This window comes from Microbulbifer maximicatervae (SeqCode), assembly GCF_052467825.1.
Window position 1 is genome coordinate 5169923 of sequence record NZ_CP174327.1, and the last position, 12960, is coordinate 5182882.

11 protein-coding genes are annotated in these 12960 nt (G+C 48.7%); 7 read left to right on the forward strand and 4 right to left on the reverse strand.

The features are described from left to right. Positions 1 to 10: 10 nt before the first annotated feature. Both dapD and dapE read left to right on the forward strand, forming a co-directional pair. Positions 11 to 1042 carry a 2,3,4,5-tetrahydropyridine-2,6-dicarboxylate N-succinyltransferase gene (gene dapD, locus ACJJII_RS22700; protein ID WP_444917821.1) on the forward strand — a complete coding sequence of 344 codons (1032 nt, stop codon included), beginning with the start codon at positions 11 to 13 and terminating at the stop codon, positions 1040 to 1042. Between the two features lie 94 nt (positions 1043 to 1136). Next, the gene (gene dapE, locus ACJJII_RS22705; RefSeq protein ID WP_444911262.1) at positions 1137 to 2270 is read left to right on the forward strand and encodes a succinyl-diaminopimelate desuccinylase; all 1134 of its coding nucleotides are present in this window, start codon (positions 1137 to 1139) and stop codon (positions 2268 to 2270) included. 69 nt (positions 2271 to 2339) lie between these two features. Here the strand turns inward: dapE and ACJJII_RS22710 are convergent, their stop codons facing one another. Then, positions 2340 to 2483, reverse strand: coding sequence for a hypothetical protein (locus ACJJII_RS22710; RefSeq protein WP_444911263.1), 144 nt, complete (start codon positions 2481 to 2483; stop codon positions 2340 to 2342). Positions 2484 to 2640: 157 nt separating this feature from the next. Between ACJJII_RS22710 and ACJJII_RS22715 the strand changes: the two genes are divergently transcribed. The 5 genes from ACJJII_RS22715 to ACJJII_RS22735 all read left to right on the forward strand — a co-directional run bounded on the left by ACJJII_RS22715 (position 2641) and on the right by ACJJII_RS22735 (position 11101). Further along, a complete protein-coding gene (locus ACJJII_RS22715) occupies positions 2641 to 3372 on the forward strand; it encodes a cupin domain-containing protein (RefSeq protein WP_444917822.1) in 732 nt (243 codons plus the stop codon). Between the two features lie 19 nt (positions 3373 to 3391). Next, positions 3392 to 4258, forward strand: a complete 867-nt coding sequence (locus ACJJII_RS22720; protein WP_444917823.1) for an SDR family oxidoreductase — start codon at positions 3392 to 3394, stop codon at positions 4256 to 4258. Positions 4259 to 4721: 463 nt separating this feature from the next. Then, on the forward strand, positions 4722 to 6797 hold the full coding sequence (locus ACJJII_RS22725; protein WP_444917824.1) for a S9 family peptidase: 2076 nt from the start codon (positions 4722 to 4724) through the stop codon (positions 6795 to 6797). Between the two features lie 167 nt (positions 6798 to 6964). Continuing rightward, entirely contained in the window at positions 6965 to 9019 is a 2055-nt protein-coding gene (locus ACJJII_RS22730) for a S9 family peptidase (protein ID WP_444917825.1), read from the forward strand. Between the two features lie 126 nt (positions 9020 to 9145). After that, a complete protein-coding gene (locus ACJJII_RS22735; RefSeq protein WP_444917826.1) occupies positions 9146 to 11101 on the forward strand; it encodes an alpha/beta hydrolase family protein in 1956 nt (651 codons plus the stop codon). An 82-nt stretch (positions 11102 to 11183) separates the two neighbouring features. Here ACJJII_RS22735 and ACJJII_RS22740 read toward each other — a convergent pair whose 3' ends face one another. The 3 genes from ACJJII_RS22740 to ACJJII_RS22750 form a co-directional block, all read right to left on the reverse strand. Further along, positions 11184 to 11645, reverse strand: coding sequence for a Spy/CpxP family protein refolding chaperone (locus tag ACJJII_RS22740; protein ID WP_444896523.1), 462 nt, complete (start codon positions 11643 to 11645; stop codon positions 11184 to 11186). A 265-nt stretch (positions 11646 to 11910) separates the two neighbouring features. Next, entirely contained in the window at positions 11911 to 12279 is a 369-nt protein-coding gene (locus ACJJII_RS22745) for a hypothetical protein (RefSeq protein WP_444907635.1), read from the reverse strand. A gap of 6 nt (positions 12280 to 12285) precedes the next feature. Continuing rightward, complete coding sequence (locus ACJJII_RS22750) at positions 12286 to 12828, reverse strand: flavodoxin (protein ID WP_444917827.1); 543 nt, start codon at positions 12826 to 12828, stop codon at positions 12286 to 12288. Positions 12829 to 12960 lie beyond the last annotated feature (132 nt).

Genomic DNA, 12960 nt, shown 5'->3' on the forward strand with positions numbered 1-12960 from the left:
GATAACCACCATGAGCAATATTTACAGCATCGGTTTTGGTGTCGGCACTTGTAACAGCAAGGGCGACTGGCTCGAAGTTTACTACCCCAAACCCCTGTTTAAACCCAGCGCAGAAATCGCTAACGCAGTTGCTGAAACTCTGGGCGTGGCAGAGGGAAATCACAGCCTGCCTCTGGACTCCACCCAGCTACAGAAATTAGCCGATGCTCTCCACAGTGCAGGCGCCGCTGACCAGGCGGAAATCCTGCAGCAATTCGCCAATTCTCAAAGACCTCTCGCAGTAGTTATTTTGGCTACTGACGAAGCCCCGCAGTCAGTGCCGGAGGCCTACCTAAAGCTACATCTTCTCTCCCACCGCCTGGTAAAACCCCACGAGACCAAACTCGACGGTATTTTTGGCAAACTGGTTAATGTCGCTTGGACCAACCAGGGAGCCATTGATCTCGAGGAATTACCGCAGCGACAACTGGATGCAAGACTCAAAGGTGAGTACCTGGATGTCTCCTGCGTGGATAAATTCCCCAAAATGACCAACTACGTAGTACCGGCTGGGGTTCGTATCGCACACACCGCACGAGTGCGCCTGGGCGCATACCTTGGGGAAGGCACCACAATCATGCACGAGGGCTTTGTTAACTTTAATGCTGGCACCGAAGGGCCCGGTATGATTGAAGGCCGTATTTCCGCCGGGGTATTTGTCGGCGCCGGTTCCGATCTCGGTGGCAGCAGCTCCACCATGGGCACGCTTTCCGGCGGCGGGAATATCGTTATCTCGGTAGGCGATAACTGCCTACTCGGCGCTAATGCCGGCATCGGCATTCCCCTTGGCGACCGCTGCACAGTAGAAGCTGGGCTCTACATTACCGCTGGAACTAAAATCGCCCTGCTCGATGACAGCGGCAAGCTGGTAGAGCACATCAAGGCCAGAGACCTGGCCGGAAAATCCGATTTACTATTCCGCCGTAACTCCACTAATGGTGCAGTGGAATGTCTCACCAACAAGAGTGCTATCGAGCTCAATGAAGCTCTACACAGCAATTAAAATTGCACAGTGCGGAACTTCAGTTCCGCACTGCTGCATCCCACCCCTCTAGCCGCCTCTTTGCGGCCCATCTCCCTATACAAGGAAAGCCCAAGTGACTCCCACCCTCCAACTCGCTTTCGACCTGATTCGCCGCCGCTCTGTCACCCCCGAAGATGCGGGGTGTATGGACCTTATGATCCAGCGCCTGGAAAAAATAGGATTCCAGGTAACAAAATTGCGCAGAGGTGACACCGATAATTTTTGGGCAGTACGCGATGGCTCTAGTGAAGGCTCCCTGCTCGCCTTTGCCGGACACACCGATGTCGTACCCACAGGCCCAGAAGAAAACTGGAGCTGCCCCCCGTTCGAGCCTGAAATTCGCGACGGTTTTCTATATGGCCGCGGTGCGGCGGACATGAAGGGTTCCCTGGCAGCCATGGTGGTTGCCTGTGAGGAGTTCATTGCGGCACACCCAGACCACATTGGTCGCATAGCATTTCTGATCACCAGCGACGAAGAGGGCCCCGCAACAAACGGCACCGTTAAGGTTGTCGAGTGGCTCGAGGAGCAGAGAGAAAAGATTGACTGCTGTATCGTCGGCGAGCCATCCAGTAGTGAACGGGTTGGCGATATTATAAAAAATGGGCGCAGGGGCTCACTCGGCCTGGAACTAAAAGTTCTCGGCACCCAAGGCCATGTAGCCTACCCTCACCTGGCCGAGAATCCGATACATACCCTGGCCCCTGCTCTCGCCGAGCTCGCTGCCGAAGAGTGGGACCAGGGGAATGAATTCTTCCCCGCAACCAGCTTCCAGGTTTCCAATATCAATGGCGGCACCGGCGCAACCAATGTTATTCCCGGCGAAGTGGATTTACTCTGCAACTGGCGTTTTTCCACTGAATTAACAGCCGAAGACCTTGAGACTCGGGCCCGCGCAATCCTGAATAAGCACAACCTCAAGTACGAGGCGAATTTTAAATTATCCGGATTGCCTTTTCTCACTGCCGCAGGCCCACTGGTTCAGGCAACCCAGCAGGCAATTCTCACCATCACCGGGGAAAAAACGGAGCTATCAACCGCCGGCGGCACTTCCGATGGCCGTTTTATTGCCCCTACCGGAGCCCAGGTCGTAGAACTGGGACCGGTAAATGCCACCATTCATAAAGTGGACGAAAGGGTTGAGGCCGACCACCTGGATATCCTCAAAGATATTTATCGGGAAGTCTTAAAAGAGCTACTCACTTAAATTGATCCGCCCCCCTAGAGGCTCGAAAAGGGCGAAAGCTCAAAGTATTCTTTTGAGAGGCCCCGGCTTTCATGGCTGGGGCAGTAAAACTCCAGTAGGTTTATCTTGCCAACAATTGGCTACCTCTTGAATATTACTATTCAGCATATTTGCCAACTCTGCCAATACAACATCCCATTGCTCCAGACCGTGCAGGGTGTCTCGGGCCGACACAATTTATCGAGAGCAACATCTATCGCCAAGTTGGATTAAACTACTAAATGAGTTGCGGCAGAAATACTTAGTGAATCGCGCCGACGACCACCAACCGCTCACTGATTCTCGAGTCGCGCGGCTCCTGCCACCAACTCGAGCCCTCGAGAAAGACGCCATGAAAAGCGTAATCAAGTTGGACCCGCACAACCCAAGTGGCGAAGGCCTTGAGTCCTGGGCTGTCATCCCTCCCTCTTTTCTTACCGGCCCGACACCTATCCAGCGAGGGTATAAAGCCTTTGAGCGAAACGGCCTCTGCACTGGGACCTGGGATTGCTCTGGCGGAAGCAGCACAGGGCTCAATCCCTATCCACTCTTTGAGTTCATGCTTCTGATCGAGGACCACGTCGGCATTATCGACGAAACAGAACACAAAGAAGTTATCTCTGCTGGAGAGCCATTTTTCCTCCCGCAAGGCCTTAATTGCGCATGGGACATGCCGGTATACTACCGCAAGTACTTTATCAATTTATTCAATGATGAGTATCCTGCAGAGACTGATCCGTCTAAGCTGAGAGTCGTGCGCCCGCTTCCAAATATTTCAGAAGACGACTGCAGAGAGACCAGTCTCAGCGCTCTAGAGCCACACCAAGCCCGGCATCTGGCATACGAGTCTGGTGATGGCAGGATCCAGGTCGGCACATTAATATCCGGCCCTTGTCATTGCGATATCACAGATTTCAGTCGGAGCGAGCTGATATGTATGCTGGAGGGGTCGGTACGGGTCACAACATCAAACGGCGAGGAGACCTTCCTCGCCGGTGATAGCTTCTTCATACCATTGAATGCCCCGGTAGGGTGGCACGCCGACAAACCTTTTCGCGCATTCTTTTGCGCAGTCTGGCCCTGAGCATCAATGGATTACATCGATGACCATCCTTATCTTTGGTGGCTCAGGAAACGTCGGCCGGGCCCTCATTCCGACCTTGTATGCGAGTGGAGCAAAAATCCGGGTCGCCACACGATCGATTGCCTATGCCGCAAGTCTCCCCGGTGATATTGATACAGTCATTGCCGATATGGACGACCCTCCCACCCTGAGGTCCGCATTTAAGGGAGTTGAGAGTGTCTTTCTACTCATCGCAAATAGTCCCAAGGAGACCCATCAAGGCCTCTCCACACTGGCGATCGCCGCTGAATCACCCCCCAGGCACATCGTTTATCTATCGAGCGATCTTGCAGTTCGCGCACCGATGATTCCCCATGCGGGTGGAAAATTCGCTATTGAAACAGCGCTGCGAGCAAGTGGGATCGCGCACACGATACTACGGCCCACCTACTTCGCTCAGAATGATCTTGTTCAGAAGGATGTGATCACTGCAGGTGCTTATGCAACGCCGTTGGGGCCCCACCCGGTTGCACGTATTGATATCCGTGATGTTGCGCTCGCAGCAGCGTCAGCACTCTTAGACATAAGGGCGAAGAACGAAGTATTTCTTTTGTCGAGTTTGGATGCCCCTAACGGCAATGAAACCGCCGCACTCTGGTCCATAGCACTTGGTCACGCCGTCATCTACCCTGACCTAACGCCGGAAGAATTTGCCAACAGCATCGAAACCATGGTGCCTCCGTGGCTGAATTTCGATCTTCTGGTCATGCATCGCTGGTTCAAAACAAACGGCCATCCAATCCATCAGGAAGATCTCGAGGCTCAGGCCGCACTTTTGCCGCAGGGCCCGCGAAGCTATCGAAGTTTCGTAGAGGAAACGGCCAACACATGGCAGAGTGAAACCTAAAGCCACCAAGTACCGTAGTTCACCTCCTTTTCAATACAGCCGCTATTATCGTAGTGGTAGGTCACCCTTTGTTCCGTTAGCCCAATACACACCCAGGTCCCATTAGTACCGTGCCCACCAGAATTGTGGTTACCGAATTAGAACCCGAAAAACTACTATTCACACAGTGTGACGAAATGGTTGGGATCGACCAGTTTGATACCCTCAAAGATATTTATCGGAAAGTATTAACATAGCTACTATTTCGATTAATCTGGCTTATTTTACAGGCTCAAAAAAGACGAAAGCACCAAGTTTAATTTTGATCTGCCGCGGCTTTCCTTTTTGAGAAAGTAAAACTCCAAAAGGTTTATCCGCCAAATAAACTGACTATCCCTTCAATACTACACTTCAGCGTATTTATCTCCTCTGTTGACACCCCTTCGGTATGCTGCATCTAATAATAAAAAGGAGCTCACGGACCATGGATAGGTTTATAAAGTTTATCGCTGCGGCAGTTATTGCAAGCCCGGCATTTTCCACCCACGCAAATACAAATGAACATTCACCCAATTTTAGCTACGAGGATATTTTCGACCTGGAGTACGCCAGCGACCCACAGTTTGGCACTAACGATAAAAATATTTATTACGTGCGCAACTCCCTGAACAAAATGGCAGATACCACAAGGGCAAACCTCTGGTATATCAGCGATGATGGCAAAGATCATCGCCCCTTAACTTCGGGAGATTTTCACGACCACTCGCCACATCTATCTCCAGATGGAAAAACCATTGCCTTTATCAGCGACAGGAGTGGAAAGCCCCAGATACATTTATTGTGGCTGGATAATGGTAAAAGTGAGCAAATTTCCCATCTACCCAAAGCCCCATCAAATATCCAGTGGTCACACGATGGTCAGCATATCGCCTTCACCATGTTCGTGCCCGAGAGCAAACCGCTGCCAGTGGAGCTTCCCACACCACCAGAAGGGGGCGAGTGGGAGGAAACACCTCAGTTTATCGACAAGAGCTTATATCGCATTGAGGGCCAGGGATACTTAGAGCAGGGCAATTCACAGGTTTTCATGATTTCCCGTGAAGGAGGTACTCCCCGCCAGCTCACCAGTGGGGACTACGAGCACAATAGCCAACTCAGCTGGGGCAAAAATAATAAGGCCATTTACTTTTCAGCAAATCGCCACCCAAATCATGAAATTGAACTGCTGGATTCAGAAATTTACAAGGTAAATATCGACGATGGGAATATTGAGCAAGTAACCGAAAGATTTGGCCCCGATTTTCAACCTCAAATCTCACCCGACGGAAGAAAGCTAGCATATTTAGGCTTTGAAGATCAGCGGTTTTCCTACCACCAAAACACTTTGCGAGTGATCGACCTCGCTAGTGGAAAAAACCAGCTAATAAAAACTGCCAGCGATCGTAGCGTTTCCGATTTTCAGTGGCTCGCTGACAGTAAGCATATTGCTTACAGCTATGACGATCATGGCTCAACCAAAATTGCCATTAAGAAAATTGGCGGAAAGGAAACCTTGATAGCGGATGACGCCGGTGGACTGACACTAGGCGCGCCCTATAGTTTTTCAGATTTTGCTGTCTCCAAACATGGAAACGTAGTTTATACACAAACCACACCTCAAATTCCCGCAGAACTTGCAATTTCTCGTGGCGGCAAGATAAAAACTCTCACGGCGATCAACAGTGATTTGATACCTCTACGCAATATGGCCCATGTGGAAGAGATCAACTATAAATCCAGCTTCGATGGTCGCAATATCCAGGGCTGGATAGCCTACCCCCCAAATTTCGACCCCCAAAATAAATACCCCCTGTTACTTGAGATTCACGGTGGCCCACTATCTAACTACGGCCCGCGCTTTTCTGCCGAAATGCAACTATTTGCCGCCGCAGGCTATGTCGTGCTCTACACTAACCCTCGTGGCTCTACCAGCTACGGCAATGAGTTTGCCAACCTGATCCATCACAACTTCCCTAGCCAGGATTACGATGACCTAATGGCAGGTGTCGATGCAGTTATCGCCCAAGGCTATATCGATGAGGATCAATTATTTGTCACAGGTGGGAGTGCCGGCGGCACACTGACGGCCTGGATTATTGGTAAAACTGAACGATTCAGGGCTGCGGTAGTTGTCGCACCGGTAATCAATTGGGAGAGCTTTGTTCTAACTGCCGATTACTCCAAAATATTTACTCGCTACTGGTTTTCCGGGATGCCTTGGGAGGCCCCCGAGGAGTATCGACGCCGCTCTCCACTCACATATATTGGCAATGTCACTACACCGACCATGCTATTGACCGGAGAAAACGATTATCGCACCCCGATATCTGAGACCGAACAGTTTTACCAAGCACTAAAGTTAAATGATGTAGAGGCGGCTATGGTGCGCCTTCCAAACACATCCCATAACTTTTCCGATAGACCCAGCAAGAGAATCTCTAAAGTAGCTTCGACCCTCTACTGGTTTGATCAACACAAACCCGATAGAGAAAATGAAAGCGAGGACTTAGCAACCAACTAATTCAAAATTTTACAGGTATATTCGGCCAAATAACGGAGTAGCAGGTCAGCCATCCTGCTGCTCCATCACGGATTATCCCATCGAGCACACCAGTCAACGGATCACTCCCTTTACCCCCCCCTTCCTCAGGTATCCTCTAGGAAACAAGAAGGAGGAGCCTAAAGATCATGAACCGGCTAATAAAAATTGTCGCAGCGATGTTTATCGCCAGCCCTGCGCTCGCTGATAACCAACTACCCAATTTTAGTTACGAGGATGTATTTAACCTCGAATACGCGAGTAGCCCTCAGTTCAGCAGTGACGGGAAAAGTATTTATTACGTCCGCAACTCAATGAACAAAATGAAAGACGGCAAGCGCGCGAACCTTTGGCGTATCGGTACCGATGGCAAAGATCACCGCCCTCTGACCTCTGGGGACTACTCCGATTACTCCCCACAGCTATCCCCAGACGGGAAGACCATCGCTTTTATCAGCACCCGCAGTGGCAGCCCGCAGATCCACCTGCTGTGGTTAGATAATGGCCAAAATCTGCAGATTACTCACCTGCCAAAATCCCCCTCCAATATCCAGTGGTCACGGGATGGTAAGCAAATAGCTTTCACTATGTTCGTACCGGAAAGCAAACCTTTGCCAGTAAAGCTTCCCAGTGCCCCGGAAGGCGCAGAGTGGGCTAAGCCACCACAGTTTATCGACAGCAGCATTTATCGTTCAGATGGCATGGGCTATTTAAAGCAAGGGCATGTACAGGTTTTTGTGATCCCTCGAGAGGGCGGTACCCCTCGCCAGCTTACAGAAGGCGAGTACGATCACCACAGCAGTCTCGCCTGGAGTAAAAATAACGATGCAATTTACTTCTCAGCCAATCGCCATCCCGATCACGAAATCGAGCTGATGAACTCGGAAATTTACAAGGTAAGCCTAAAAAACGGCAGTATCGAGCAAATTACCGAACGTTATGGTCCCGACCATCACCCGCAGATGTCTCCAGATGGTACGAAGCTGGCCTATTTAGGTTTTGAGGATCAAAAGCTCGGATATCAACAACATGCTCTGCACATTCTGGATATCAATAGCGGGGAGTCCCGTAAAATAAAAACTGCCAAGGATCGCAGCATCTCCAACTTCCACTGGCTGGGCGATAGCAAGCGAATTGCCTATAGCTACGACGATCACGGCTCCACCAAAATTGCCATCAAGAAAATTGGTTCCAGCGAAACCCTAATGGCCAGCGACGCTGGAGGCCTTTCGCTGGGACGCCCATACTCCGGTGCCAATTTTGCAGTCTCCAAACGCGGGGACATCGCCTACACACAAACAACCCCTCAAAATCCCGCCGAACTGGCTCTAGCGCGCAACGGCAAAACCCAGGCACTCACCGAGCTCAATGGCGACCTGATGCCACTGCGCGAGATGGCAAATATTGAGGAAATCAACTACAAATCGAGCTTTGACGGCCGAGATGTTCAGGGCTGGGTCGCTTACCCACCCAATTTCGACCCCGAGAAGAAGTATCCCCTTCTATTGGAAATTCACGGTGGTCCCTTCTCTAATTACGGCCCCAGATTTGCCGCCGAAGTCCAATTATTTGCCGCTGCTGGTTATGTTGTTCTGTACACTAACCCCCGTGGCTCCACCAGCTACGGCCATGAATTTGCCAACTTAATTCACCATAACTACCCGAGCCAGGATTACGACGACCTGATTTCTGGCGTCGATGCAGTAATTGCTCAAGGTTATATTGATGAAGAGCAGCTTTTTGTTACAGGTGGCAGTGGTGGGGGTACACTGACAGCCTGGATTATTGGCAAAACCGATCGCTTCAGGGCTGCTGTTGTTGCCAAGCCTGTCATCAACTGGGAGAGCTTCGTTTTAACTGCTGATTATTCGAGGTTTTTTACTAGCTATTGGTTCTCAGGGATGCCCTGGGAGAAACCTGAGGAATACCGCCGTCGCTCACCGCTCACCTATGTCGGAAACGTTACCACTCCCACCATGCTCTTAACCGGGGAAGAGGACTACCGCACACCGATGTCAGAAACAGAACAGTTTTATCAAGCACTAAAACTTAATGACGTTGACGCTGCCATGGTTCGCATTCCAGGGGCATCCCACAGTATCGCTGCCAGGCCAAGTCAGTTAGTGGCAAAAGTTGCATCGATTTTATATTGGTTTGATCAGCACAAGCCTTATCGGGAAAGTGAAGACTTAGCGAAAAATTAATAACCCGTACCAACTAACCTAAACCATAACCTCCCTGGCGGGCTTTCAAAGCCCGCCTTTCTATTTCTCTATTTTCCTTTCCCAATCTAACGCATAATCAACGGCATTATTCATAAGGAAGAAATTATGCGTAAAATTTTACTTATACTCTTTTTATGGCCCACCTTTGCATCTTCAAGCCAGTTACCACTAGAGTACCTTATACGACATACAGACATTGAAGAGGTAAAAATATCACCAACTGGTTCGCACCTAGCCGTTAGAAAACTACATAAAGGGGAGAGAGTATTAGTCTTCATGTCAATTAGCCCTCTAAAAATAACTGGCTTTTTACGCTTTAGGGGAAAGGAGGAAGTTGGCAACTTTTATTGGGCAAACAATGAAAGAGTTGTAACTGAAGTGATATCACGGAGGGCAGCTCTAGAAACGCCTGTAAACTACGGCTCTCTCTACGCAATTAATTACGACGGCTCAGAAGGGAAAAATATTTTTGGACACCTTGCTGGCCAACGCCAAGTTGGCTCTAGACTCAAAAAAACCGAAACAACCTATGCTCATGCGACGATTATAGACCCTCTAATCCACAAAGAAAAAGAAATCTTAATATCCACCTACCCGTGGGCAAAAAACCAAGAATCGAAGGGTGAGGTTGCAAGGCTCAACATATACACAGGTATCAAAAGAGGATCTATAAGACTACCACAAGTTGACGGCCGCGCATACACAGACGGAGCAGGTAACCTCCTCTTCGCAGATGGTACTGACGAAAACAATAACCATCAGCTATTTTATAGAGGAGAAAATAAGTGGCATAGAGTTAAAAATCCGTCTCTTAACTCTGGCACTCCAGTAGGATTTGACATAGAAACCGGTGAAGCCTACCTAACCATTACTGAAGAATCCAAAACCCAAACCTTAGTCAAACTAAAGCCAGGATCTGAAGCTTTCTCTCGAATTTTTCAACATGAAAAGTCAGATATATATGACATTATTTACTCCCCAACCTCATATAAACCACTAGGAGTATACTTGCAACCAGACTACCCCACAGAGCACTTCATTGATGAAGGGAGTGGTTTTGCTCCTATTTTTAGGGGATTAAAAAAAGCTTTTCAAGGATTTCATATATCTTTCACAAGCTTTACAACCAGCGGGGATTTTGGCGTATTGAAAGTACATGGAGATCGTTTGCCAGGGGATTATTATCTTGTAAATTTGAAAACCAAGTCAGTTGATTTTCTGACTTCGTCTGCAGACTGGCTGCACCCCGATCAACTCAATCCTATGCTTGCCGATGGCTTCACCTCAGAAGACGGCTTACAAATAGGAACTTACCTTACCTTCCCAAAAGGTCCAGATCAGCGAAATCCAATGGTTGTATTACCTCACGGCGGCCCTCACTCACGTGATTATTGGGGGTATGATCGCAATGCACAAATTCTATCCCAAAATGGATATCTTGTACTTCAAGTTAACTTTCGTGGCTCCACTGGATATGGCCAGGGATTTTATTCAGCAGGACTCAGGGAGTGGGGAGGAAAAATTCAACAAGATATTGCCGACGCCGTTCATTGGGCCATAGAGAAAGGATATGCGGACCCTGATCGAATTTGCATCTATGGCGCTAGCTTTGGGGGTTATTCAGCTCTGATGAACCCTATCCGCAATCCTGATTTATACCAATGTGCTGTAGGTTATGTCGGCGTATACGATTTGGAGATGATGTACACAAAAGGGGATATTAAGAGAAGAGATCGCGGCATTTCTTACCTTAAAAAGACACTTAGTAAAGATAAGGACTTTCTAAAAGTCAACTCTCCTGTACACAATGCCGGCAAACTTAATTTGCCAGTTTTCTTGATTCATGGAGAGGAAGACGAACGAGCCCCTATAGAGCATGCAGAAATGCTAGTAAAGGAATTTAGAAAAGAAAACAAACCGATTAAAACTCTATTTGTAAAAAAAGAAGGACACGGCTTTTATACCGAAGAAAATAGAATGAAGCTCTATACAGAACTATTAGAGTTCCTGGATCAACATATTGGTGTTGGAGCTAGCGAAAAACAGTCTAACGAAGGGTAAAGAATACAATTAAAATGTAGCCCCAGTTAATTTAGGGGCTACATATTTTCAGTTGCTCAGTCACCTCAAGCAGACTACCGACTTAACCATGATCGCGATATGCCTTCCACTTCTTCATATGACGATCCTTTTTTTCAGCCTTCAGGGTTTCCAGCTTGGCGAGCTGCTCATCTGTTAATACAGATTCAAATTGAGTGCGCATCTGGTTGCGGCTCTGCATTTTAGCGACTTCCAGTTTGCCAATCTTGGCCCCCAGGCTTGCCAGTGTTTGCTGATCGGCACCGGAACGAATTGCTTCACGCAACTCTTCATACGCTTTGTGCATTTCTTCGCGCTTAGCTATTTTTCCTTCACGGTTGGACTCGCGAAGCTCCTTCAGTTGATCCTTTTGAGCTTCTGTCAGGTCCAGCTCTTTAGCAATTTTTTCTGGTCCATGGCCGCGACCTTCCATACGTCCTTTACCATCACATGCCATGCCAACGGCTGGTACTGCTACAACGCCAGCCAAAGCCAAACTACCTACTACAGTTTTCCAGTTTTTCATCGTTCAACCCTCTCGTTTGCATTCAGTAAGTACATAGTAAGTGGCCGCCGTGTAAACGGGGGATAACTGTGGTAAACCTTTGTTAAGAACTCACAACAAGCGCTTTTATAGTAAATACAGCTTACAAAATGCTCTGTCTGGAAAAAAACTTTCAAATTAATGGTTATGAAGGCGGATAAAAGAGAGGGGTAGTATTTAAATTAGAAATTTAATCCGGAAGTTATACAGGGCTGACCAGTATAACTTCCACAACATCGAAATGTTTTTAATGGAGAGCGGCTGAGGAGGGATTTTGTTTCGTATCCACATCTTCCAGTGAGTGAGTCAGAACAAAGTAATAAACAACCTGCTCGCGCCCCTGGACTTCTGCTACCAGATCAAAGTTGTACTCTCCCCGCTCCCCGGGAGAAATACGCACAGCGGCTATATGTTCAGGCTCAATAAACAGCTCGGCGACGGGTCGTTTACCGCGCATTACCTGAACCAACTTGGTACGGGCATCTTCAGCGGTGAAGCGCCAGTGGTAGTCATCATCATCGTATACTACCGAATCACTACTTCCGGCCCTGACGATACAATTTGTATGCTCTGCCAGCCAGGGCCAAAACTCGCTGAACAACAGGGAGCTTTTCATAGCGAATCAGTCATCCAACTCAAGAACATCACTATCAAGCGCAAGCTCTTCAGCTATTTGCCGACACCAGCGATTCAGCCGCTCTGTGGTCATCTCTTCCTGCTGGTCTTCATCAATAGCCAGGCCGACAAACTTTGCTTCACCTTCGACTTCAGCTTTTGAGGCTTCATACTCGTAGCCTTCAGTGGACCAGTGACCGACTATAGTGGCTCCTTTTTCCACAATAACATCGTGGAGCATGCCCATCGCATCCAAGAAATAGTCGCCGTACCCAAATTGGTCTCCCAGGCCAAATAAAGCGACGGTCTTTCCGCTAAAATCGATTTCCTGCACATCCTCCCAGAACTCTTCCCAGTCAGATTGAATCTGACCAAAGTCCCAGGTAGGGATTCCAAAGACAAGATACTGATAATTAGCAATATCCAACTGGGTGACATCGGCAATATCAAACAGGTCTACATTGTCTTCGCCAAGGCGGGCGCGGATGCGCAAAGCTACAGACTCGGTATTACCCTCATCACTGCCATAGAACAAGCCGATTTTACTCACAGTCAACCCTCTCCGCCCAATCCGGGCCGCTACATACTAAATTACAAGGCGGCGTATTCTCCCAGCAATAACCGGGCTCAGCAAGTTACCTATCTGATCAGGTTTCGGCAGGAATAAAGAAAAATGCCCCCG

What these genes read in the sequence shown, in the direction of transcription:
- ACJJII_RS22745 (WP_444907635.1), bottom strand. Translation starts at nt 12,279, where the DNA reads ATGAAAAGCTCCCTGTTGTTCAGCGAGTTTTGGCCCTGGCTGGCAGAG.
- ACJJII_RS22735 (WP_444917826.1), top strand. Translation starts at nt 9,146, where the DNA reads ATGCGTAAAATTTTACTTATACTCTTTTTATGGCCCACCTTTGCATCT.
- ACJJII_RS22715 (WP_444917822.1), top strand. Translation starts at nt 2,641, where the DNA reads ATGAAAAGCGTAATCAAGTTGGACCCGCACAACCCAAGTGGCGAAGGC.
- ACJJII_RS22725 (WP_444917824.1), top strand. Translation starts at nt 4,722, where the DNA reads ATGGATAGGTTTATAAAGTTTATCGCTGCGGCAGTTATTGCAAGCCCG.
- ACJJII_RS22730 (WP_444917825.1), top strand. Translation starts at nt 6,965, where the DNA reads ATGAACCGGCTAATAAAAATTGTCGCAGCGATGTTTATCGCCAGCCCT.
- ACJJII_RS22720 (WP_444917823.1), top strand. Translation starts at nt 3,392, where the DNA reads ATGACCATCCTTATCTTTGGTGGCTCAGGAAACGTCGGCCGGGCCCTC.
- ACJJII_RS22740 (WP_444896523.1), bottom strand. Translation starts at nt 11,645, where the DNA reads ATGAAAAACTGGAAAACTGTAGTAGGTAGTTTGGCTTTGGCTGGCGTT.
- dapD (WP_444917821.1), top strand. Translation starts at nt 11, where the DNA reads ATGAGCAATATTTACAGCATCGGTTTTGGTGTCGGCACTTGTAACAGC.